At 54.4% G+C, this 21,259-nt stretch carries 25 protein-coding genes and 1 tRNA gene; all 26 read right to left on the minus strand.

The features are described 5' to 3' along the window. Positions 1–77: 77 nt before the first annotated feature. Complete coding sequence (gene trpA, locus ACFPOF_RS13720) at positions 78–935, minus strand: tryptophan synthase subunit alpha (RefSeq protein WP_378133501.1); 858 nt, start codon at positions 933–935, stop codon at positions 78–80. Next, a complete protein-coding gene (gene trpB, locus ACFPOF_RS13725; RefSeq protein WP_378133503.1) occupies positions 932–2,170 on the minus strand; it encodes a tryptophan synthase subunit beta in 1,239 nt (412 codons plus the stop codon). Before trpB ends, trpA begins: the two co-directional genes overlap by 4 nt. Continuing rightward, complete coding sequence (locus ACFPOF_RS13730) at positions 2,167–2,859, minus strand: phosphoribosylanthranilate isomerase (protein WP_378133505.1); 693 nt, start codon at positions 2,857–2,859, stop codon at positions 2,167–2,169. Before ACFPOF_RS13730 ends, trpB begins: the two co-directional genes overlap by 4 nt. After that, positions 2,856–3,662 (minus strand): indole-3-glycerol phosphate synthase TrpC, encoded by an 807-nt coding sequence (trpC, locus tag ACFPOF_RS13735; protein WP_378133507.1) that lies wholly within the window; start codon positions 3,660–3,662, stop codon positions 2,856–2,858. The genes ACFPOF_RS13730 and trpC overlap by 4 nt, the downstream gene beginning before the upstream one ends. Further along, positions 3,652–4,698, minus strand: a complete 1,047-nt coding sequence (trpD, locus tag ACFPOF_RS13740) for an anthranilate phosphoribosyltransferase (RefSeq protein ID WP_378133509.1) — start codon at positions 4,696–4,698, stop codon at positions 3,652–3,654. The genes trpC and trpD overlap by 11 nt, the downstream gene beginning before the upstream one ends. An 18-nt stretch (positions 4,699–4,716) precedes the next feature. After that, the gene (trpE, locus tag ACFPOF_RS13745; protein ID WP_378133511.1) at positions 4,717–6,294 is read right to left on the minus strand and encodes an anthranilate synthase component I; all 1,578 of its coding nucleotides are present in this window, start codon (positions 6,292–6,294) and stop codon (positions 4,717–4,719) included. Positions 6,295–6,754: 460 nt separating this feature from the next. Next, entirely contained in the window at positions 6,755–7,252 is a 498-nt protein-coding gene (locus ACFPOF_RS13750) for a hypothetical protein (RefSeq protein WP_378133513.1), read from the minus strand. 9 nt (positions 7,253–7,261) lie between these two features. After that, on the minus strand, positions 7,262–7,447 hold the full coding sequence (locus tag ACFPOF_RS13755) for a hypothetical protein (protein WP_378133515.1): 186 nt from the start codon (positions 7,445–7,447) through the stop codon (positions 7,262–7,264). Positions 7,448–7,595: 148 nt separating this feature from the next. Further along, positions 7,596–7,964: a chorismate mutase gene (aroH, locus tag ACFPOF_RS13760; protein WP_209743156.1), complete on the minus strand. Its 369-nt coding sequence runs from the start codon at positions 7,962–7,964 to the stop codon at positions 7,596–7,598. A gap of 168 nt (positions 7,965–8,132) precedes the next feature. Then, entirely contained in the window at positions 8,133–9,224 is a 1,092-nt protein-coding gene (gene aroB, locus ACFPOF_RS13765; RefSeq protein ID WP_378134399.1) for a 3-dehydroquinate synthase, read from the minus strand. 11 nt (positions 9,225–9,235) lie between these two features. Next, the gene (gene aroC, locus ACFPOF_RS13770) at positions 9,236–10,411 is read right to left on the minus strand and encodes a chorismate synthase (protein WP_378133517.1); all 1,176 of its coding nucleotides are present in this window, start codon (positions 10,409–10,411) and stop codon (positions 9,236–9,238) included. 148 nt (positions 10,412–10,559) lie between these two features. Then, positions 10,560–10,718: a hypothetical protein gene (locus ACFPOF_RS13775; RefSeq protein WP_378133519.1), complete on the minus strand. Its 159-nt coding sequence runs from the start codon at positions 10,716–10,718 to the stop codon at positions 10,560–10,562. Between the two features lie 64 nt (positions 10,719–10,782). Continuing rightward, entirely contained in the window at positions 10,783–11,604 is an 822-nt protein-coding gene (locus ACFPOF_RS13780; protein WP_378133521.1) for a CheR family methyltransferase, read from the minus strand. A gap of 12 nt (positions 11,605–11,616) precedes the next feature. Then, entirely contained in the window at positions 11,617–12,060 is a 444-nt protein-coding gene (ndk, locus tag ACFPOF_RS13785; RefSeq protein WP_378133523.1) for a nucleoside-diphosphate kinase, read from the minus strand. Positions 12,061–12,123: 63 nt separating this feature from the next. Further along, a complete protein-coding gene (locus ACFPOF_RS13790; RefSeq protein ID WP_378133526.1) occupies positions 12,124–13,098 on the minus strand; it encodes a polyprenyl synthetase family protein in 975 nt (324 codons plus the stop codon). Positions 13,099–13,102: 4 nt separating this feature from the next. Then, a complete protein-coding gene (locus ACFPOF_RS13795) occupies positions 13,103–13,987 on the minus strand; it encodes a menaquinone biosynthetic enzyme MqnA/MqnD family protein (RefSeq protein ID WP_378133528.1) in 885 nt (294 codons plus the stop codon). Beyond that, positions 13,974–14,561, minus strand: a complete 588-nt coding sequence (locus ACFPOF_RS13800; protein ID WP_378134401.1) for a UbiX family flavin prenyltransferase — start codon at positions 14,559–14,561, stop codon at positions 13,974–13,976. Before ACFPOF_RS13800 ends, ACFPOF_RS13795 begins: the two co-directional genes overlap by 14 nt. 47 nt (positions 14,562–14,608) lie before the next feature. Continuing rightward, the gene (locus ACFPOF_RS13805; RefSeq protein ID WP_378133530.1) at positions 14,609–15,484 is read right to left on the minus strand and encodes a UbiA-like polyprenyltransferase; all 876 of its coding nucleotides are present in this window, start codon (positions 15,482–15,484) and stop codon (positions 14,609–14,611) included. Continuing rightward, the gene (locus ACFPOF_RS13810) at positions 15,481–16,200 is read right to left on the minus strand and encodes a demethylmenaquinone methyltransferase (protein WP_378134403.1); all 720 of its coding nucleotides are present in this window, start codon (positions 16,198–16,200) and stop codon (positions 15,481–15,483) included. Before ACFPOF_RS13810 ends, ACFPOF_RS13805 begins: the two co-directional genes overlap by 4 nt. Beyond that, on the minus strand, positions 16,200–17,081 hold the full coding sequence (locus ACFPOF_RS13815; RefSeq protein ID WP_378133532.1) for a heptaprenyl diphosphate synthase component 1: 882 nt from the start codon (positions 17,079–17,081) through the stop codon (positions 16,200–16,202). The genes ACFPOF_RS13810 and ACFPOF_RS13815 overlap by 1 nt, the downstream gene beginning before the upstream one ends. 94 nt (positions 17,082–17,175) lie before the next feature. Beyond that, the gene (locus tag ACFPOF_RS13820; RefSeq protein WP_378133534.1) at positions 17,176–17,709 is read right to left on the minus strand and encodes a hypothetical protein; all 534 of its coding nucleotides are present in this window, start codon (positions 17,707–17,709) and stop codon (positions 17,176–17,178) included. An 87-nt stretch (positions 17,710–17,796) separates the two neighbouring features. After that, positions 17,797–18,018: a trp RNA-binding attenuation protein MtrB gene (mtrB, locus tag ACFPOF_RS13825; RefSeq protein WP_378133536.1), complete on the minus strand. Its 222-nt coding sequence runs from the start codon at positions 18,016–18,018 to the stop codon at positions 17,797–17,799. Positions 18,019–18,127: 109 nt separating this feature from the next. Beyond that, positions 18,128–18,204, minus strand: a tRNA-Pro gene (locus tag ACFPOF_RS13830). Between the two features lie 114 nt (positions 18,205–18,318). Continuing rightward, positions 18,319–18,591: an HU family DNA-binding protein gene (locus ACFPOF_RS13835; RefSeq protein WP_378133538.1), complete on the minus strand. Its 273-nt coding sequence runs from the start codon at positions 18,589–18,591 to the stop codon at positions 18,319–18,321. A 129-nt stretch (positions 18,592–18,720) separates the two neighbouring features. Further along, positions 18,721–19,707, minus strand: a complete 987-nt coding sequence (locus ACFPOF_RS13840; protein WP_378133540.1) for an ABC transporter permease — start codon at positions 19,705–19,707, stop codon at positions 18,721–18,723. Continuing rightward, on the minus strand, positions 19,704–21,224 hold the full coding sequence (locus ACFPOF_RS13845) for a sugar ABC transporter ATP-binding protein (RefSeq protein WP_378133542.1): 1,521 nt from the start codon (positions 21,222–21,224) through the stop codon (positions 19,704–19,706). Before ACFPOF_RS13845 ends, ACFPOF_RS13840 begins: the two co-directional genes overlap by 4 nt. Positions 21,225–21,259: the final 35 nt, after the last annotated feature.

A 21,259-nucleotide genomic window follows, 5' to 3' on the forward strand; every position in this document is an offset into this window, starting at 1 on the left:
CATGTATTTCTATTGTGACACATCAACGCGTTGGTGTACAGATTGCATTTTTAAAGTGTGCTTCTGAACGTCGTTCTTCAGACGTTCGCCGTGCGCGGCTTCAGATCGGAAATAAACTGCTCCACTGCCTGCACGCCGCGTTTATGCTCTTCTTCCGAGGAGGAGGTCAGCAGCGGCAATGCTTCTTCGACTTGACGTACGATCGCGCTGCCGACGACAACGCCGTCGCACCGGCTGGCGAACCGTTCGGCATGCTCGCGGGTCGAGATGCCGAATCCGATGCAGATCGGCACGGTGGCCGCGCGACGAACGGTGTCCAGGAACGCGTCGATGCCCTCGTGGAACGTCGATCTTACGCCGGTGACGCCAAGAGACGAGACACAGTATACGAATCCTCGTGCCTGGGCGGCGATCCTCTCGACACGAGCCTCGGAAGTCGGCGCAACAAGCGGAATAAGATGAATGCCGTATTTGTCAGCGTAAGCTCTCGTCTCTGCATCCTCTTCGAGAGGCAAGTCAGGTAAAATGACGCCGCTGAAATCGTTCTCCCGCAGCAAGGAGAAAAACTTATCCAAGCCTAACTGGTACGCCGGGTTAAAATAACTGAACAGGATAAAGGGCATTTTCACGCCGCGCGTCCTTGCTTTGGCTCCGATGCCAATGCAGTCCATCATGCTGACCCGATTGCGCAGCGCTCTTTCAGCCGCGCGTTGGATAACCGGACCGTCGGCAAGCGGGTCGGAATACGGAACGCCGATTTCGATGATATGGGCTCCCGCTCTTTCAGCCGCTTCAATAAGATCGACCGACGTATCCAAATCCGGATCTCCCATTGTCAAAAAAGGGATGAGCGCAGTCTCACCGGATGCCTTTAATCTCGCGAAAACGTCGTCAATCAAGTTCGTTGAGCCGTTCACGTTATCCCGCTCGCTCATGCTTGCCCCTCCTCTGCCGCCAAGTAACCCATAATAGACTCGACGTCTTTATCGCCGCGCCCCGACAAATTGACGACAATGATTTGGTCTTTACCCATCGTTGGTGCGATTTTTAACGTATGCGCAATTGCGTGTGCGGACTCGAGCGCCGGAATAATGCCTTCTGTACGGGACAGCAACCCGAGCGCATCGAGCGCCTCTTTGTCTGTAATCGGGACGTATTCGGCTCTTTTCGTATCTTTCAGAAAAGCATGCTCCGGTCCGATGCCCGGATAGTCAAGGCCCGCGGAAATCGAGTGCGCCGGAAGCACCTGGCCGCCTTCGTCCTGCAGCACGTAACTCATCGAGCCTTGGAAAACACCTGGGCGACCTTTCGTCATCGTTGCCGCATGCTCATCAGTGTCAACGCCGCGTCCTGCCGCTTCTACGCCAATCAAGCGAACGCCTTCGTCGCCGACGAACGGGTGGAAGATGCCAATCGCATTGCTGCCGCCGCCGACGGCCGCAACGACCGCGTCAGGCAATCTGCCTTCGGCTTCCTGGATCTGCTCCCTCGCTTCAAGGCCGATAATCCGTTGAAAATCGCGCACCATCATCGGGTAAGGGTGTGGTCCGGTAACCGAGCCTAGAATGTAATACGTGTCGTCGACATGGCTGACCCAATAGCGCAACGTTTCGTTGCAGGCGTCTTTAAGCGTCCGCGTGCCGGATGTGACGGGAATGACTTCGGAGCCGAGCAGCTTCATGCGAAAAACATTCAGTTGCTGGCGCTTCGTGTCCTCTTCGCCCATAAACACTTTACATTCGAGCCCCATCAAAGCGGCTACCGTCGCCGAAGCGACGCCATGCTGTCCCGCTCCCGTCTCTGCGATGACCTTTTTCTTCCCCATCCGCTTGGCGAGCACCGCTTGCCCGATCGTATTGTTGATTTTGTGCGCGCCCGTATGGTTCAAGTCTTCGCGTTTCAAGTAAATTTTCGCGCCGCCCAAATGCTCGGACAACCTCTCCGCGTAATAAAGAGGCGTCGGCCGACCGGAGTACTGTTTGAGCAAGTAGCGAACCTCTTCGAGAAAATCCGGATCGTCCTTATATTTCAAATAAGCTTCTTCCAGCTCGATCAACGCGTTCATCAGCGTCTCGGGCACATATTTGCCTCCGAACGGTCCGAAGCGGCCGTTCTCGTCCGGCACTTGTTTGCCTTCGTACGGTTTCGTTTGCGATTGCGTTTGACTCATGGCCGTTTCACCCTTTCTACGAATGCGGCGATTTTCCCGTTATCCTTTACTCCGTCCGTCTCCACGCCGCTGGAGATGTCTACGCCTTCCGGTAGGTAAGCTGTAATTAACCGATCTGCATTGTCAGGCGACAAGCCGCCTGCAACGAACAAACGCAAGCCACTCTCCTTGGCCGCTTCCTGATAGGCGGGGATAACGTCCCAGCGGAAAGATTTGCCCGTGCCGCCGCCTGCCGTGTCGAGCAATATCGTCGATACGGCGCCCGCATACGCGGCCAACCTTGCCGAACCTTCTTCCGGATCCTCGTCCGCGCTTTCCGTCACCGGCAGTGCGCGCCATACTTCTACGCCGAATCGCTGGCCGACTTCGCGGCTAAACTCCGGCGTCTCTTGACCGTGAAGCTGCACGACGTCCAGCCGAACGGCATCGAGCGTTTCCTCGAGCTGTTCCAAAGTCGGGTTTACGAATACGCCTACGGCGAGCGGCCGAGCGTCTCCTGCCATCGGCACGCCGTGCGCAACGTCAAGCAGCTGGGCCGCCCGCTCCGGGGACACTTGCCGTTTGCTCTTAGCGAACACGAAGCCGATGTAAGCGACGTCGAGCCCCTTCATTCCTTCCAGCGTCGCCTCTTCTTTAATGCCGCATATTTTGATCAACGCATTTGTAGTGTCGGTAGCCGCATCACTCATCGCTGCGCTCCTTCTTTCGCGATCGGGCCGAGCAAATCTTGTACCGCCTGACCAACGTGCGGCTGACGCATAAAATGCTCGCCGACGAGCACCGCCTGCGCTCCCGCCTTCCGCACGAACGCAACGTCTTCCGGCGACGAGATCGCGCTCTCGCTGACAGCGATGACGTCTTTCGGCATAAGGCCGATCAGCCGTTCGGTGACGCCAAGGTCGGTGACGAACGTCTTCAAATCGCGGTTGTTAACGCCGATCAACGTCGCTTTGCCGACTTCAAGTACCGTTTCCAGCTCTTCGCGATTATGAACTTCAACAAGCACGTCCAGACCGATATCGCGGGCGAGCGTATGAAAATCCGCCAACTGGCTCTTCGTCAGTATCGCCGCGATCAGCAAAATGGCGTCGGCACCGATCAGACGAGCTTCGTAAATTTGGCTTTCGTCTATCGTGAAGTCTTTGCGAAGCAATGGGACGTTCACAGCCGAACGAACGCTTGTTAAGTACGCATTGCTCCCCTGAAAATAATCAACGTCCGTCAGCACGGAAATACAATCCGTCCCGGCCTGCTCATAAGCTTGCGCCAATCCGACCGAATCGAAGTCCGGACGGATCATCCCTTTGGAAGGACTCGCTTTCTTCACTTCCGCGATGAGGCCGACCGGACGATTGCGGCGCACCAGCGCTGCCTCGAAGCCTCGGCAAGCAGCCATTTCAGCAATCTCTTTCTCTGCTTGGGCGATTGATAACGTTTGTTTTAACGTCTCCACTTCGCGATGCTTAGCGGCGACGATGCGATCAAGAAACATGGCTCACTTCTCCTGTCGTTGCGATCCAATCCTGTAATTTATCTGCTGCAAGTCCGGCATCGATCGTTGCCGCCGCCACTTTTACGCCTTCCGACAGCGAATCCGCGCGACCTGCGACATAAATACATGCACCTGCGTTCGCGAGCACGACGTCGCGATAAGCGCTTCTTTCGCCGCCAAGCACTCTACGGATGATTTGGGCGTTCTCGACCGCGTTGCCGCCTTGCATGTCTCCGAGCGAAACGCGGTTTAAGCCGAGTTCTTGCGGTGTAATATCGTACGTCGTCACTTCGCCGTTACGTAGTTCCGACACTTGTGTCGGCGCCGACAAGCTGATTTCGTCCAATCCGTCATGGCTCCCCACGACCATCGCACGCTTCAAACCGAGGCGACCGAGCACTTCCGCCACAATAGCCGTCTTGGTTTTATCGTACAGGCCGATCAATTGCCGATCCGCGTTCGCAGGGTTGGCAAGCGGGCCAAGCATGTTAAAGATCGTCCTTACGCCGAGCTCCCGGCGAGGAGTTGCCGCATGTTTCAGCGCCGGATGGTACAACTGCGCGAACATAAAACAAATATTCGTACGTTCCAAGCATACCGCAGCCTGTTCTGCGGTCAAGTTAATATTGACGCCGAGCGCCTCCAGCACGTCTGCGCTGCCGGCTTTGCCGCTCATCGCGCGGTTGCCGTGTTTGGCGACGCGCGCGCCCGCAGCCGCAGCAATAATCGCAGATGCCGTGGAAATGTTGAATTTATGAATGCCCGATCCGCCGGTACCGCAAGTATCGAGCAAATCCGTATTCTCGGTCGCAAGTCTGCTGGAGAAGGCACGCATCGCCTCGGCGAAACCGGTAATCTCGTCCACCGTCTCGCCTTTCATTCGAAGGGCGATCATCGTGCCGCCGATCTGTGCCTGCGTCGCCTCTCCTTTCATGATCGTCGTCATCGCGCCGTAAGCTTCATCGCGGGTCAAGTCGTCTCCGTTCACTAACCTCGCAAGTGCCTGCGGAAGGCTGATTGTCATCGTATCGTTCATGTCGCGTAATCCCCTCTCTTAATCGTAGTCGAGATTCGTGCGGCGATCCCCGGCCAATACGGCGGAAAACCCGTTGTTGCGTTTTGCCTGACCGACGGGAGGGAACGCCACTTCCGCGGCTCTGATCGCCTTCAGCATCCCTTTCGCTTTGTTGACCGTCTCTTCGTATTCTTTTTCCGGAACGGAATCCCATACGATCCCCGCCCCTGCTTGCACGTAAGCTTTGCCATGTTTGAAAATAATCGTACGAATCGTAATGCACGTGTTCAGGTTACCCGAAAATCCGAGATAACCGATCGCACCCGCATAGGCGCCGCGCGCTTCGTTCTCAAGCTCGGCGATGATTTCCATCGCCCGCAGCTTCGGCGCGCCGGATACGGTGCCGGCGGGCAAGCAGGACAGAAAAGCATCGTAGAAATCTTTGTCAGGACGAAGCGTGCCTGTAACGTTCGAAACGATGTGCATGACGTGAGAGTAACGCTCTATCTCCATGTAGCTGTCGCATTTGACCGTTCCGAAAGTCGACACACGGCCCAAATCATTGCGGCCCAGATCGACGAGCATGACGTGCTCGGCGCGTTCTTTCTCATCCGCAAGCAGTTCTTTCTCGAGCGCCAAATCTTCTTCCGGCGTCGCTCCACGCGGTCTCGTACCCGCGATCGGGCGGGTTTCCACTTTGCCATCGTCGACTTTGACGAGCAACTCCGGCGATGTGCCGACAACCGTCTCGTCGTCCAGTTTCAGAATGTACATGTAAGGCGACGGGTTCATCGTCCGAAGAACGCGGTACACGTGAAGCGGATCAACTTCCGTCTCGATGTGGAACCTTTGAGACAGCACCACTTGGAAAATATCGCCCGCTCGAATGTACTCTTTCGCCTGGTTGACGTTGGCGAGAAACTGCTCCTTGCTCACATTGGACGAAATATCGCCGAGCTCCGGATCGTGCGGCGGAGCTCCTCTCGAAGGCTGCACCGGCAACGGCTGCTGAATGCGGCGGATCGTGTCGTCGATCGCGTTCAGCGCCTCGCGGTACGCCGCTTCGATATCGGCATCCGTCGCACCATCTTTGATATGAACGTTGCCGATGACAAGCGCTTGCTGCTTGAAGTGGTCGAACACGATGATGCGGTCGCAGAACATAAATTGCATATCGTCCATGTTCAAGTCGTCATGCTTATGAGGGGGCAGCTTCCGCTCGTAATATTGCAGCAGGTCGTATCCGAAAAATCCAATTGCCCCGCCAGTGAAGGGAGGCAGCTCCGGCAACGACGGACTGCGGTAACCGCGAAGTTTCTCACGAAGCAACTGAAGCGGCTCCGTCGTCCGGTGCGATTCGATTTTGCCGTTCTGCTCCAGCGTTAATTCGCCTTTTTTCAGCTTCAGCACGAGGAAAGGATCGGTGCCGATGAACGAATACCGCGCCCATTTCACGCCGCCTTCCACGCTTTCCAGCAAAAATGCCCGCTCATCTTTGCTTAGGTGTTGGAACACTCTTATCGGCGTTTCCGTGTCCGCCATCAAACGGCGCACGACCGGAATGACGTTGTATTGTCCGGCCATCGACTTGATTCCTTGCAGCTCGCGCTGATCCATCTCTCATCTCTCCCTTGCCGCTGAGCGGCCTGATCGCCTTGCGGAAACAAAAAAGCACCTCTGCTTCGCAGAGATGCGTTAAAATCGATAAGTTTAGTCTGCCCATTATCCGCGCGCCCACCTGTCGGTCCGGCACGTCGAATTCGGCAACTCCGCTCATCTCTTCTCGTCTCTACTTGGCTCGCGTCTGCGTAAGTTGCCGTCCCTGTGGCCGGCCGTTCCGCAACGCTTAATATGTAATACTATAGCATCCGGCATGGCGAGCGTCAACAACAACTAAACCACTACGAATGCAGTTCGACTCCCTTCACTCCAAGATGGTCAAACCACCTTGCACGATCAGAATTGCTCTCAGTTTGTCTCTGCAAGACGGTCAAACCATCTTATAGGCATCAATAAAACGAAAACTGGCTCTCCAAGATGGTTCAACCGACTTACGGTACGAGTTCGTGAATGAGTCTTATTTCCACTTGCCTGCAGCCGCAGAATCTGTAAGCACAAATTGATGATTTCGCCGGCGTCCTTCAAAGAGAGGACGAAACAGCTTCTTGGTTACCATCGCGCGCAAAACTTTTCCGCATGCAGCCCGATCCGTCAACCCCAGACATTGTTGCACGTCGCGAACTCGGATCGGGCGTGCGACAAACAACGAGAATTTAAGCAATTCTTTCTCGTGTAAAGATAATTCCAGACTGCCCTTATCAGCTAATGTCCAATCGCCAAACTTCCCAAATAGCTCATACAATTGCCGCCGGCACGCATCCGGTTTCTTATCCATCTCATCGAAAGTAAACGGTACGTAGACGATGCCTAGCGCGCCCAACGAACGCACTCTCATCTTCTCAAAATCAAAACGGGAACGGGTGATGTTCTCCGCGTGAACGACGAAACCTTCCGCCTCCATAGCCAAACGCGCTCTAGTATCATAGACGTCGATATAGGCTTTCACGCCTGTCAACGTATAAAACTACTTCTCCAACTCGATCCCCTCGAACGAACCGCGAACCGGCCAAATCAAATCGACCAGCAGTCTCTTTTCTCCTTCTCCATGCTTGCGCAGCCGTTCCAACCTTTCACCCGAAGCGGTCAGCAACTGCTCCTCCAACAACTTTAGGTACGCATTCTCAGCCTCGCCTATTGCCGTTGCCCTCATCTTATTTCCAACTCCCTTCGGTAAAATAAAAAAACGCCGTCCGCCCCGATAGGGACAAACGGCGCGTTCTTCGCGCGTCAATCGGTTTATTCTTTGCACAAAACTAGCTCTACGTCATTCGCCACGCGAATGGCTGAACATTTCCGTGTTACTTCCCAACCAAATCGGGACGAAGCGCCTGGGCGCGGTTTAAGTACACGTGGCGAATATCTTTCTGCGCGACATCCGTATTCACGAGCACCATAAGCCGGATGCATTTCTCAAGGCTGCCTTTAACCGGCACCTCTAATGAGCACATCAACGGAACAAGCTCCCAGCCTTCCATCTGGCGAATCGCCCGCGCCGGGAAAGTCGCATCCAAATCTTGCGTGACGGTAACGAACACGCTGGCGATGTCCTCGGGAGAAAACCGGTTCACTTCTACGATGCCGTTCAACAGCTCGATAGTCGCGTCCAGAATCTCTTTTTCTTCGTTTGCTTCAACCGTTATAGCACCGCGGATTCCCCTCACGCTCATTCTTGCCCATTCCCCTCTCTTAGTGACTGTTACGAAATAACTGTTCGTCTATCCCTTGTCTTTTGCCGAATTACTGCGTCAGCTTCAACTTTGCGTAGCTTTGCTACGCGGCGGTTTCGCTTCCTTGTACTCCGACAAAATCCTACGGGTTATCCTTCACGTTAATTCTCAACAGTCTCTTAATCCGTCGACGATTTCCCTCACCCATGTGGACGGAACGTCTTTGCGGATTTCCACGCTGCCGATCGCCGTCGGGACGACGAAAGTCATGCTGCCTTCCGCGAATTTCTTATCGTGCATCATCGCATCCATTATGTCGTCAGTGCTCAGTTCCGACGGGAATCGAACCGGCAACCCGAACTTCCTGAAAATGCGTTCCGTCTCTGAAGCAATGTCCGGCGAATAGCCAAACTGCGCCGCCAGACGGGCGGAACCGACCATGCCGATCGCGATCGCTTCGCCGTGAACGAGTTCGCCGTAACCGGCAACCGCCTCGAGCGCATGACCGATCGTATGGCCGAGGTTCAAGATGGCGCGCAAATCGTTCTCTCGCTCGTCTCGCGACACGACGATCGACTTCACGAGGCAACCTTCGTACAAGGCGTAGCCGAGAGCGTCCGGGTCCAGCGCGAGCAGCCGATCCGCGTTATCGTCGCACCACTCGACGAACTCCGCCTTCCAGATGAGCCCATGCTTGATCACTTCCGACAAGCCGGCTCGCACTTCCCGGATCGGCAGCGTTGCCAGCGTATCGAGATCGTATAGCACAAATTCCGGCTGATGGAACGCTCCGATAATGTTTTTCGCCAGTCGATGGTTAACCGCAACTTTGCCGCCGACGCTGCTATCGTGCGCCAAGACGGTCGTCGGCACTTGGACGAACCGCACGCCCCGCATGAACGAAGCTGCGACGAAACCCGCCAAGTCTCCAACGACGCCCCCGCCAAGCGCGACAACGGTCGACTTGCGGTCTAGTCCAGCTTCCAAAGCGGCTCCAATCAACTCGTCGAGCATCTCGAGCGACTTGGACGCCTCTCCCGAAGGCACGACCGCCGTCGTCACGCGATAACCCGCATGAGCCAGAGACGCCTCCAGCTTATCCGCATGCAGATCAACGACAGCCGAGTCTGTCACAAGAAGAATCGGCGATTTGATCGGCAAACCATGTTTCAGGAACGTGTCCCCTGCCTTGGCCATCAAACCACTGCCGATATAAATCGGATACGAGCGATCGCCGAGATCAACCGTCAGTTCCCGCATCGTATCAGCCATTAGTAAGCACCGACTTGTTTCAAGTAGTGATCAAGGTTCGCCTGAATTTCTTCAACGGAATCTCCGCCGAACTTCTCTACGAACGCGTTAGCCACTTCCCAAGCGACGACGTGCTCCATCACGACGCTGGCCGCTGGCACCGCGCAGGCGTCGGAACGTTCAACTTGCGCCGTGAACGGTTCTTTCGTGTCGATATCCACGCTCGCGAGCGGTTTGTACAGAGTCGGAATCGGCTTCATAACACCGCGCACAACGATCGGTTCTCCGTTCGTCATGCCGCCTTCGAAGCCGCCGAGCCGATTGGAAGCCCGGTAAAATCCGCGCTCCTCGGTATACATAATCTCATCGTGAACCTTCGAGCCCGGCGTGCGGCCCGCTTCGAAACCGATGCCGATCTCGACGCCTTTGAACGCATTGATGGACATGACCGCTTGCGCGATTCTCCCGTCTAGTTTGCGGTCCCATTGCACGTGGCTGCCCAAACCGACCGGAAGCCCGGTGACGATACATTCGACGATGCCGCCGATCGTATCGCCCTCCGCTTTCATACGGTCGATCAGTTCGATCATTTTCTGTTCCGCGTCCTTGTCCGTAACCCTAACCGGGGACTCTTCCGTTACCGCGATCAATTCGTCGATGGACATATCCGGCGACGGATCAGCCGCCACGACGTCTCCGATCGAAACGACACGTCCCGCGACTTTGATGTCAAACGTCGCGAGCAATTGTCGCGCAATCGCGCCTACCGCGACGCGTGCAGCCGTCTCGCGGGCGCTCGAACGCTCGAGCACGTTGCGCAAATCGCGTAAATTGTATTTCAAGCCGCCGTTCAAATCTGCATGACCCGGGCGTGGACGGAATACGCGGCGCTTCGCCTCGTCCCCGCCTTCAATCGGCTCCACGTTCATGACGCTCGTCCAATGTTTCCAGTCTTTGTTCTCTACGATGACAGCGACAGGAGCTCCCGTCGTCCGTCCGTGCCGGACTCCGCCGACAATGTTTGCCGTATCCGTCTCGATCTGCATGCGCCGGCCACGGCCGTGCCCCTTCTGGCGACGTTGCAGTTGAAAATTCAATGCTTCGAAATCCAATTCCAAATTGCTCGGTAATCCTTCAATAATTGCGGTAAGCTGCGGACCGTGCGTCTCTCCCGCTGTCAAGTAACGTAAACTCACTCCGGTTCCTCCCTATTCGCCACTACAGCTATAATCAGTGACTGTTACGAAATAACCGTTTCGCAACAGTCCCTAAGCCGTAAAAGCCGTCAACATCTTTGACCATTATAGTACAGCGTTAAAGCGTTTGACAAGAAAACAGCCCGCCTTATCGGACGGACTGTTTCGATACGGCTTTCGAACCCGAGGCTCTCGGCTCCCTTACGAACCCGAGCAATTCCACGTTATCCAAGCCTAATATTTGCGCGCATTCCTGCACGGATATTAACCCTCGCCGATAGGCGGCGATCACCTTGCGCTTGTCCATGGCTCCCTCCGCTAACGTCGTCTCATACCTGTTAGTATCGGTTGGGAGCCCATTCCTCATACGTTTAATTCATTCGCCGGTAGAAAAATGTGTCGGCCGTCTCAAGTCCGTACTGCCCTGGAGAGAAAATCTGCTCCGTGCTTCCGACGAATAGCAGTCCGCCCGGCTTCAGCGCTTTAGCGAATTTGCCGTATAGCACATGTTTCGCGTCTTCCGTGAAGTAAATCATAACGTTTCGGCAGACGATCAGATCGTAGCGCTCGCCGAAAGTATCAAGCAGCAAATTTTGCTTTTGCAGCTTGACCGCTCTCTTTAACCGATCGGCAACTTTGTATGCGCCGTCAGCTTCTTCGAAGTATTTGGAAATAAATGCGGGAGGCACGTCGCGGAGCGAGCGCTCCAAGTAGACGCCTTCCTTCGCCTTGGCGAGAACTCCTTCGTCGAGGTCGGTCGCGAGCAAAGTCGCCTTATCCAACGCGCCGAGAGAGTCAAGAATCATCGCAAGCGTATAGGGCTCTTCTCCCGTCGAACAAGCGGCGCTCCATACGTTCAATCGAGCGTTTTCCTTCAACATGGCCGGAAAAAACTTATCTTTCAGCACTTGCCAACGGTTCGGATTACGCCAAAATTCGGAGACGTTAATGGTCATCCGGTCGAGAAATTCGTTCCGGATTTTATCGCTGGCGGTTAACGCGGAAAAATACTCTTGAAACGTCTGGTAGCCGTATTTCATGCGCAAAGTCGTCAACCGGCGCCGCATCTGATTTTCCTTGTACTGGGATAAATCGATCGATGTCGCTTTCTTGATGTTGACGATAAACCTCGCGAAATCTTCGTCTTCCGAAAGCCCTCCGCCCGCTAGCGGGTTAACACCTCTGTCTCCCATGCCGGCGTCCTCCTATATCCACACCTGAATCGCCTTATCGTAAGACAACAATTCTTCCTCGTTGAAAAAGATGCCGATTTCCCTAGCAGCGTTCTCCGGAGAATCCGAGCCGTGAATCAAATTGAAATTCGTATGTATCGCAAAATCGCTGCGGATCGTTCCCGGCGCGGCTTCGAGCGCGTTCGTCTTGCCGATCATCGCCCGTGTAAGGCCGACTGCCTGATCGCCTTCCCATACCATCGCAAATACGGGGCCGGCAGTAATGAATTGCAGGAGCCGCTCGTAAAAATCTTTCCCTTTGTGCTCCGCATAGTGCCGTTCGGCTCGTTCCAGAGATACATTCATGAGTTTGGCTGCGACGAGCTTCAAGCCTTTGCGCTCGAATCTGCCGACAATTTCGCCGATCAATCCACGTTCGACACCGTCCGGTTTGACCATTAAGTAGGTTCTTTCCATGCGCTCTCTCCTTTCAGCCATCACGGGATGACGTATCCACTATATTACCATAAAATCCTTCGCTTAATAACTCCGTTTCGCCACAAATCGCGCAATATCTGCCAAATTGCGTTTGGCTGGAATATCCGGAAGCGACTCCAGCGCCTTGACCGCTTTCGCGATGTAACGATCCGCGAGCTTCTCCGCCCGCCCGATGCCTTCGCTCGAACGAACGAGCTTTACAGCCGCAGAAGAATCGGCTTGACCTTCTTGCGCTCGAATTCGTTTGATCTCGTCCAGCAGCGGGTCGCGAATTGCTGGGTCTTGAAGCGCAAACAATACCGGTAACGAAATGTTTCCTTGGCGCAGATCGCTGCCCGGCGGTTTGCCGATGGCCTTCTCCGTTCCGCAAATATCGAGCAAGTCGTCCGTAATCTGGAACGCCATTCCGACATTGTAACCGAACGTGTACAGCGTGTTGCTGATCCGAGGCGGCGCGTCGGTCGCCATCGCGCCAAGCCGGCAGCTGATCGCGATCAGCAGTGCCGTTTTGCGACGAATGCGCTTTAAGTAATTGCGAACGCTCTGCTCGATATTAAAGAAATCCCGGATTTGCTCCATCTCTCCGATACACATTTGCACGATTGCGCCGGACAAGATTTGATGGATTCTTGGCTTGTCGAGTTCCGTAATGACCGTCAGCGCTTTGGCGTATATGTAATCACCTGTATACATGGCAATCCTGTTGTCCCACTTGGACTTGACCGTCAACTGACCGCGGCGTGTGTCGGCATCATCGATCACGTCGTCATGCACGAGCGTCGCCATATGGATCAGTTCCAGCGGAACGGCGATTTTTTTGAGCGTTTCCAGCGAATAGTTGCCGAACTTGCCCGAAAGCAGAACGACGACCGGACGAAGCCGCTTGCCGCCCGCCTTTAGCAAATGTAACGATGTCTCGCTTAAGATCGGCAAGTCCGAAGTGACCGTACGCGCCATTTCGTCCTCGATGGATTGAAGCTCCGATCTCATGGAAGCGTAAAGCTGAATTAATTTCATGAGTTCACCTGCGGTTCGTTAAGGTGTCCGTTACGGGAATACCCGGCAATGCCAGGAGAGAAGGCTCTTTCTCGATGAGCCCGAGCTCTTTGGCGTAACGAAAATAAAGCTTGAGACCGGCTTGCTGCTCCGGTCCGAAATCATGGCGCAAGCAGGCAAAATAACGTTCCCAGTAGCCGGATTCGCCACCGATCTGGTTCGTCGCTTTCGCGATGATCGGTCCCATATCCGCATAAGCTTTTGCTTTGCTGCGGAGCAGTCCCTCGTATATGCTTTGAACCGCTTCCGGGTAAGTCTGCGCCGTCTCTTGGCGTACGGCCCACAAGGCGAACGTCATCCAATGCCCCGTCCATACGTTCCATACTTCGCCAAGATCGAGCACGCGATACCCGTGATTCATCCACGAAGCGCGAATGGCATGGTCGCCGATGAGAAGCGCAGCATCCGCGTTCGCGAGCATTTGCTCAAGATCGGGCTCGGCATCCTCGTAAGTCGGTTTGCCGCCGTAAAACTTCTCCATGATGATCTTCAACAAATTGACGGATGTAGCGGAAGCGGTCGTCAGCGCAATGCGTCCGTTGATCGCTTGCTCAAGCGGGGATTTAAGAAAAAGCAAAATCGATTGCACTTTGCCAAAGGCGCTGACAGACAAATCAGGCAGAACGTAATATGAATCCGAATTCAATCCGTAAGCGTAGGATGAAATCGCAGCCATGTCGATGTCTCCCGAACGAAGCTTCCGGTTTAACGTCGCCGGTAAGTCCGAATGAAGTTCCATCGCATACGGAATGTCCGCGGGATCGAAATGGTGGAACACAGGCCAGGAATTCGTGTATGAAATGCGACCGAGCTTAATCGGGCGCGGGTTGCTTTCGTTATTGTTCGTCATCGGGTCGTCCCCATCTTCTGTAAATGTGATGCTCGATGCCCATGCCGTCCATCACTTTGCCGACCATGAAGTTAACGATATCGTCCAATGTCTGCGGACCGTTGTAGAAAGCCGGCATCGCCGGAATAATCCGCACGCCGAGACGGGACAGCTTCAGCATGTTCTCGAGGTGGATCGCGTTCAGCGGCGTTTCTCGGGGCACGAGGAGTAACGGACGACCTTCCTTTAGGGCGACGTCAGCCGCTCTTGTCAACAGATTCGTCGATGCGCCGCTGGCGATGGCGGCCAGAGTGCCCATCGAGCACGGCACGATCGCCATTCCTTCGCAGCGGAACGATCCGCTCGCAATGCTCGCCCCGATGTCAGCAAGCGGATGATAGGTCATCCGCTTGTCTGCGATGGCTCCGTCGAAACGTTCGTTTAACACATCCGCTCGCCGTGTCGTTTCCCACCCCAACTCTTCTTTCAACACACGCCAGCCCGCCTCGGACACGACCAAATGTACGTGATACCCGAAGGCGAGCAGCTGGCGGCAAAGCGTAACGCCGTAGGTAGCACCGCTGGCCCCCGTCATGCCGACGACCCATCTGCGCGGCTCGCGTTCGGGGTTGTCGACGCGTTTTACCACGATCTCACCACCACAAGATCGATAAACGTAAAGAAGAAAATAACGGCGCTCAAAATGCCGTTCATCGTAAAGAACGCGGCGTTCAGCTTGCTCAAATCGTTTGGTTTCACAAGACGATGTTCATATAACATTAACCCGGCGGCGACAATCATGCCTACGAAGTACCACCAGCTAAGATCGGTCAGCACAAGCAACAATGCGAAACCGGCAGCCGTTAAAGCATGGAATGTTTTGGCGATATCGAGAGCGCCTGCGATACCGAAACGCACAGGAATCGAATGAAGCCCTTCCTTGCGGTCGAAATCGACATCCTGACAAGCGTAAATAATGTCAAAACCTGCTGTCCACAACGCCACCGTCACATAAAGGATGATCGACGTCCATGTTACGCCGCCGGTCACTGCAACCCATCCTCCGAGCGGCGCAAGGCCGAGCGTGAGACCAAGAATAATATGGCATGCCCAAGTGAAGCGCTTCGTATACGAATAAATGACGGTCATAAAGACGGCGACCGGAAGCAGCTTAACCGCAAGTGAATTCAACTGCGAGGCGGCCCAGAACAAAGCGATGAACGAGATGACGATAAAAATAAGGACATCTTTCGATTTCAACAACCCCGCCGGAATAGCGCGCATCGCCGTGCGCGGATTGCGGGCATCAATCGCCTTGTCTATCACTCGATTCAGCCCCATCGCCGCCGTACGGGCGCCGACCATCGCGAGAAGAATCCAGCCGCACTCGCTCCATTCGGGCAACCTTTTTTCAACCGTTACCGCGCCAAGAATAGCCCCGACATAAGCGAACGGCAAAGCGAACAACGTATGTTCGAATTTTATCATTTCTAGAAAAACGCGAATTTTGCCGATCATACGCTCTCATTCCCTTTCGTGCCGAGATGGAGCGCCGCCACGCCGCCGGTCAGCGGATAGGCTTTCACATCGCGCATGCCGACACCGCGGAACAGTTCCGCAAGAGCCTGCAAATCGGGGAAAGTCGCGAGCGATTCCGGGAGCCAGCGGTATTGCTCGTATCTTTTGACGAACCACTTGCCCATCAGCGGCAACAATTTCTCGAAATAAAAATAATAAATACCTTTGAACGGCTGCCAAGAAGGCTTGGACAATTCCAGGCAGACGATTTTGCCGCCCGGCTTGACGACCCGTTTCATTTCCTTAAGCGTCCGCACGATGTCTGGCACGTTTCTTAGTCCGAAGCCGATCGTCACGAAGTCAAAAGAGTTGTCCGGGAACGGCAGATCCATCGCATTGCCCTGGACAAGCGTAATCTGATCGCCGAGCTTGAGCTTGTCTACCTTCGTCTGTCCGATATCCAGCATCGCCTGACTAAAATCAAGACCGACAGTCTTACCGCTTTCAGATGCTTTCGCGAGCGCGATCGTCCAGTCGCATGTGCCGCAACACAAGTCCAGCGACGTCTGCCCCGGCTTCATATCCATCTTGCGCATCGTGAACCTGCGCCACGCTTTGTGACGTCTAAAGCTTAACAAGTCGTTCATCATGTCATATTTCGGAGCGATGCTTTCGAACACCGCGTGTACATGCTTCTGTTTGGAATCCGCGTCCATCATATTCCTTGCCCCAACTCCTTCAGTACGGCAGCGCGAAGCTTACCGGCTTGAGCGAACGGCTCGATAATTGGCTGCAGTTCGCTCAGCAGCGTATCCGATTGAAGCCGCTGCAACGTGGTTTGCAATTGCGCAGTCGCCTGACGCAGCAATCCGTCGAGCTTCTCAGCGACGTCGTACTTGCTCAGTAACGCCTCAAACATGCCCGTGTCTTCGCGGCGTTCCGTCAGCATGCGACGGTCATCCTCGGAGCCTTCCTGCATAATGTGCCACATCCCCCAACTGCCGTCGAGGAAAGCGCCTTTTTCTACTTTGCCGAGCTCGTTCATTAACACTTCGCAACGGCTGAATGCGTTCAAAATTTCCGGCCACAGCCGCTCGTATAATCCGCTCATGAACCCCGTGAACGAAAGGAAAAGCCCAGATCTTAACTCTGCGCCGTAGTGGAGATATTCTTCCGCGTCCATTTTCATTTGCTTTGTTTTGCTGTAAAAAATCATTTTCAACCGATTGACCTGACAAACCGCCTCGCTTAGCCGGCGTACTACGTCGATCTGCCCCGCCTGCGACAGCAGATGGTAAAACCGACTGCTGAAATAATCTCCGGCGAGCACTTTAAGTTGCTGCGCTCTCATGCCGAGCACGCCCCCGATGCCAGACGGCGCGTTATCAACCATCTCGTGAGTATCAAGTCCCATTTGCACAAGCGACGTAACGAGCGCAAACAACTGTTTATCCTTTGCAGCCTCCGGCTGGTGCTGAAGCACCGCGTAAAGCAAAGACACTCTTCCTTGCGGGAATTCCGGCAAATCCGTATGCAAGTTGATCATGTCGTGGTTCATATATTTGCCGGCCATCTGGTCGATCTTTGCTGTACTCATCCTACCGCCTCCGAACTTGCTGCCCGTCCGATTTTTGATTTCATATATTATAACATAACCGTTAAAGTCTCGCATGAGACAAGGATTTTGTTCATCAATTTGCAAAATTTGCGAGCCACCTCTTGCCTGAAGGCGTCACGGACAAGCGAATGTTGTTGTTGCCGTCAGGATCCGCCAATTTCGCCGGAAGCAGCGGGTCCGCGAGCGCCTCTAAGCTCCAGTCGCTCTTCCTTGTCTCCGCCGCCATCATGAGCGTACGACCACTGCTTTTGCTTGCAAAAAAACGCACGAGAAGTTGCTTCACATTACGCGTATCCCCGCAGGCGAATGATACAAGCTGTGCCAAGTCCGCCCATACGCCGTCTGCAGAATCGGCCGTCAGATCTACGGTCAATATCGAGTGGTCCCACACTACTTTGGACAGCCGCCCGCGAAGCGGAAGAGTAGCCATTGCGTCGACGAGATTGTCGTCCGTCAGCCATCGGCCTCCGCCGTGCTGAAAAACCGCGACTGCTTGTCGACGTTGATCCAATACCTGTTCGGTAGTAGGCAATACACTGAGCGACAAGACGGTTACCACACCTGCGACAACGAATAACGACCAAGATTTGAACGGAAGGGCGGGCATGGGCGAAATCCCCCTTTTCAGGAAATGCTTCTTCCTACCCATTGTACAAACAAAAAGGGCAGGCTATGCCTGCGCCTTCGCCTAGTTCTATGTATCCGTCTCGAGCGTGCCGTACTTGGTGACAATCGTTGCCTTGCCTCTAATTTTCATGGCGGACGTATGGTCGGTGAATTGCACGATCAATACTTCGCCTTTGTCGAGTTTCTCCGTATGGTGAAACTTCGTATCTTGCCCGCGCGTTAATCCGATCACTTGCACGCCGGAATCCTTCGCTTTAATGACGACGTAATCTTGCACCTCGTTATTCATCGGTCCAAAACCTCCTCCCTATTATCTATCATGAAGGAATGCATGAAGCACTGTCAAACAAAAACTGCCCTCCCGCATCGATGGCGGGAAAGCAGTATGCGGTCTTGTCTGGTCGGAACGGAGAGATTCGAACTCTCGACCTCACCCACCCCAAGGGTGCGCGCTACCAGGCTGCGCCACGTCCCGATTCGAATACGAATGGATTATAGCACAGCCGATTCTAGCGTTGCAACCCGACAATCCTTGATAGACAAGCAGATACGCGTGAAAAGCTACTTCCGGTTCAAACGTTGCCGCTACTTATTTGATACCGTCTTTCAGCGCTTTGCCCGGCTTGAATGCGGGGATTTTCCCGGCCGGAATTTCGATTTCCACGCCGGTTTGCGGATTGCGTCCTTTACGGGCGGAACGTTCGCGCACTTCGAAATTGCCGAAACCTACGAGTTGCACTTTGTCCCCTCTTTGCAAAGCTTCGGAGATGACGTCGAATACGGCGTCTACCGCTTGCGTAGCGTCTTTCTTGGACAAGTCGGCCATTTCGGCCACTTTGGCGATCAATTCGGTTTTGTTCATTTGCATTCACCTCCCCGGATCAGCACGTCGGCATGTTATCTGTTTAACCGATTACACGGAAATTATACACTCGGGATCGCCGAATATTCAAGCGTGGCGCGTTTTTTCGGATAACCCTCCATCAAAGGGTCACGCTTTTCGACGATTCAGGTGAATAAACGTGACCGCTAGAGCGAGCACTAGCACAAGGCCTTTAACGATGTCGGTATTGTAGTATTGCACGTTCATCATCGTTAGACCGTTCACGAGAACGCCCATCAGCACGGCTCCAAAAAACGTGCCAACGATGTTGGGCCTACCGGCCGCGAACACGGAGTAACCAACGAACACGGCAGCGACGGACTCCATCAGCATCGGCGCGCCAGCGTCGATTTGGCCAGAGCCGATGCGCGCCGCGAACAGCATGCCGCCGATCGCAGCGAATACGCCGGAAGCGATATAGGCCAGCGCACGCACTTTTTTCACCTTCAATCCCGACAGTCTTGCAGCTTCTTCGTTGCCGCCTGTCATGATCATCTGTCTGCCCCAACGGGTGTACTTGAAGAAGACGTGGACCGCGATGACGGCGAGCAGCATAAGAATGACCGGGAACGGAATGCCGAGCAGCTTGCCTTGGCCGATCCACAGAAAATCTTTATTCATGACGCCCGGAGCAGTAGAACCGTCTTGCATCGGCATATGGCCGTATATCGAATACCCTTTCGTGTATGTCTTATGAATGCCGTTTACGATATACATTACCGAGAGCGTTGCAAGCAAATCCGGAATGCGGATTCTAACGATGAGAAGCGCATTCAGCAAACCGACTAGCGCGCCGACGGCGAGCGGTACGAGAAGCACGACGATCAGCGGCATTTCGTACCACACCATCATCGTCGCCGTAACGACTGTCGACAGCGACACTGTCGCGCCGACCGATAGATCGAAGCCGTCTACCGTTAGCGAAATCGTGACGCCGATCGCGACGAACGTCACGATTGAGATCGAACGCAAAATGTCCGACATATTCGAATAAGTGAAGAAGTGTTCGTTCCACAACGAGAAGAACAAGATCACAAGGCCGATGAAAATAAGCGCCCCGTACTTGAACAAGAAAGGCAGATAATGTTTTTTCACGCGAATTCCTCCCGCACCGCGCTGGCGTAGTTCAGCAAATCTTCTTGCGTCGCTTCCCCGCGGTTAAATGATTTAACGATCGCCCCGTCGCACATGACGAGGATACGATCCGCCAGCCCAAGCGCTTCGGCGAACTCGCAAGTCAAATACAAGATGCCTTTTCCTTGTTGAGCGAGCTTGCCGATAATGCGGAAAATATCGCTTTTCGCGCCAACGTCGACCCCTTTGGTCGGCTCGTCGAACAAAAATACGTCGGCGTTCGTACCAAGCCATTTGCCGATGGCGACTTTCTGTTGGTTACCCCCGCTTAAATAAGCGGTAAGCTGAGCTGCGGAAGTCGTCTTGATGCCCAAGTCCCGAATTTGCCGATCAGCGAAACTGCGTTCCAACTTGCCGGACAAAAAGCCGAATTTGCTGATCGATTCAAGGATCGGCAAACTTAGGTTATGCAGCACCGAATGTCTGACGAGAATGCCTTCTTTACGACGTTCTTCCGGCACCAGCGCAATACCCGAACGCACGGCCTCTGCAGGTGATCCCGTCTTCGCTTCATAGCCTCCGACCGCAATCGTGCCGCGATCGACCGGATCTGCGCCGAATAAAGCTCGCGACAGCTCCGTCTTGCCGGCACCGACGAGCCCGACGACCGCTACGATTTCCCCTCGGCGCACGTCAAGATCGACACCTCTCACCCTTTTGCCGGCCTCTAGACCGCGAACAGTTAACACCGGCTCACCTTTTTCGGCTTCCAGCTTCGGAAATTCCTCTTCGAAGCTTCTGCCCAACATCGCACGCACGACAGCGCCGGTATCCAGCTGCTCTTTACGCTCTGTCAACACTCTCTCGCCGTCCCGCATGACCGTGATCCGGTCGCATATGCGAAACACTTCCGGCAGCCGGTGGGAAATAAAGATGACGCCGATGCCTACGGCTTTAAGTCCGCTCATTATTGCAAATAACCTCTCCGTCTCTTCCAAACTAAGCGGAGCGGTAGGCTCGTCGAGAATGACAAATTTCGCTTCTTGTGCTAGCAATCTAGCAATCAATACAAGTTGCTTCTCGGCTAACGTCAAATCGCGCACCAGCGTCTGAGGCGGCAATTCAAATCCGACCCGATCAAGCGCGGATTGTGCCTCTTCGTGCAGCCTCCCCCATCTTAACCACCCTTTGCCGTTCGCAGAAGCGAGCCGGTCAAGGAATATGTTTTCCGACACGGATAAATGGGGGACAAGCGAAGTGTCCACTTCCTGATAGACGCAATGAATGCCCGAGCCCTTCGCATCGGACGGGGAACGGAAGACGAATTCCGCGTCCGCAACTTCGATTGTGCCTTCGTCCGTCTCGTAGGCGCCGGACAAAATTTTCATTAACGTGCTTTTACCTGCTCCGTTGGCGCCGAGCAACGCATGGATTTCCCCGCCTCGGACGGAGAAATCGACGTTATTGAGCGCTTTTACGCCTGCGAATGCTTTCGTTATGCCTTTCATGTTCAATACCGTCTGCAGTTTGTCGTTCATCGCCGTCGGCCTCCCTTCTTCACGGAACGATATTC

Origin of the sequence: Cohnella soli (genome assembly GCF_042655525.1) — a bacterium.
GTDB classification, from domain to species: domain Bacteria; phylum Bacillota; class Bacilli; order Paenibacillales; family Paenibacillaceae; genus Cohnella; species Cohnella soli.

Excerpts from the sequence above, each read along its gene's own strand:
- trpA (WP_378133501.1), bottom strand. The coding sequence starts at position 935 with ATGAGCGAGCGGGATAACGTGAACGGCTCAACGAACTTGATTGACGAC.
- trpB (WP_378133503.1), bottom strand. The coding sequence starts at position 2,170 with ATGAGTCAAACGCAATCGCAAACGAAACCGTACGAAGGCAAACAAGTG.
- ACFPOF_RS13730 (WP_378133505.1), bottom strand. The coding sequence starts at position 2,859 with ATGAGTGATGCGGCTACCGACACTACAAATGCGTTGATCAAAATATGC.
- trpC (WP_378133507.1), bottom strand. The coding sequence starts at position 3,662 with ATGTTTCTTGATCGCATCGTCGCCGCTAAGCATCGCGAAGTGGAGACG.
- trpD (WP_378133509.1), bottom strand. The coding sequence starts at position 4,698 with ATGAACGATACGATGACAATCAGCCTTCCGCAGGCACTTGCGAGGTTA.
- trpE (WP_378133511.1), bottom strand. The coding sequence starts at position 6,294 with ATGGATCAGCGCGAGCTGCAAGGAATCAAGTCGATGGCCGGACAATAC.
- ACFPOF_RS13755 (WP_378133515.1), bottom strand. The coding sequence starts at position 7,447 with ATGAGGGCAACGGCAATAGGCGAGGCTGAGAATGCGTACCTAAAGTTG.
- aroH (WP_209743156.1), bottom strand. The coding sequence starts at position 7,964 with ATGAGCGTGAGGGGAATCCGCGGTGCTATAACGGTTGAAGCAAACGAA.
- aroB (WP_378134399.1), bottom strand. The coding sequence starts at position 9,224 with ATGCGGGAACTGACGGTTGATCTCGGCGATCGCTCGTATCCGATTTAT.
- ACFPOF_RS13775 (WP_378133519.1), bottom strand. The coding sequence starts at position 10,718 with ATGGACAAGCGCAAGGTGATCGCCGCCTATCGGCGAGGGTTAATATCC.
- ACFPOF_RS13780 (WP_378133521.1), bottom strand. The coding sequence starts at position 11,604 with ATGGGAGACAGAGGTGTTAACCCGCTAGCGGGCGGAGGGCTTTCGGAA.
- ndk (WP_378133523.1), bottom strand. The coding sequence starts at position 12,060 with ATGGAAAGAACCTACTTAATGGTCAAACCGGACGGTGTCGAACGTGGA.
- ACFPOF_RS13790 (WP_378133526.1), bottom strand. The coding sequence starts at position 13,098 with ATGAAATTAATTCAGCTTTACGCTTCCATGAGATCGGAGCTTCAATCC.
- ACFPOF_RS13795 (WP_378133528.1), bottom strand. The coding sequence starts at position 13,987 with ATGACGAACAATAACGAAAGCAACCCGCGCCCGATTAAGCTCGGTCGC.
- ACFPOF_RS13800 (WP_378134401.1), bottom strand. The coding sequence starts at position 14,561 with ATGACGGGGGCCAGCGGTGCTACCTACGGCGTTACGCTTTGCCGCCAG.
- ACFPOF_RS13805 (WP_378133530.1), bottom strand. The coding sequence starts at position 15,484 with ATGATCGGCAAAATTCGCGTTTTTCTAGAAATGATAAAATTCGAACAT.
- ACFPOF_RS13810 (WP_378134403.1), bottom strand. The coding sequence starts at position 16,200 with ATGGACGCGGATTCCAAACAGAAGCATGTACACGCGGTGTTCGAAAGC.
- ACFPOF_RS13815 (WP_378133532.1), bottom strand. The coding sequence starts at position 17,081 with ATGAGTACAGCAAAGATCGACCAGATGGCCGGCAAATATATGAACCAC.
- ACFPOF_RS13820 (WP_378133534.1), bottom strand. The coding sequence starts at position 17,709 with ATGCCCGCCCTTCCGTTCAAATCTTGGTCGTTATTCGTTGTCGCAGGT.
- mtrB (WP_378133536.1), bottom strand. The coding sequence starts at position 18,018 with ATGAATAACGAGGTGCAAGATTACGTCGTCATTAAAGCGAAGGATTCC.
- ACFPOF_RS13835 (WP_378133538.1), bottom strand. The coding sequence starts at position 18,591 with ATGAACAAAACCGAATTGATCGCCAAAGTGGCCGAAATGGCCGACTTG.
- ACFPOF_RS13845 (WP_378133542.1), bottom strand. The coding sequence starts at position 21,224 with ATGAACGACAAACTGCAGACGGTATTGAACATGAAAGGCATAACGAAA.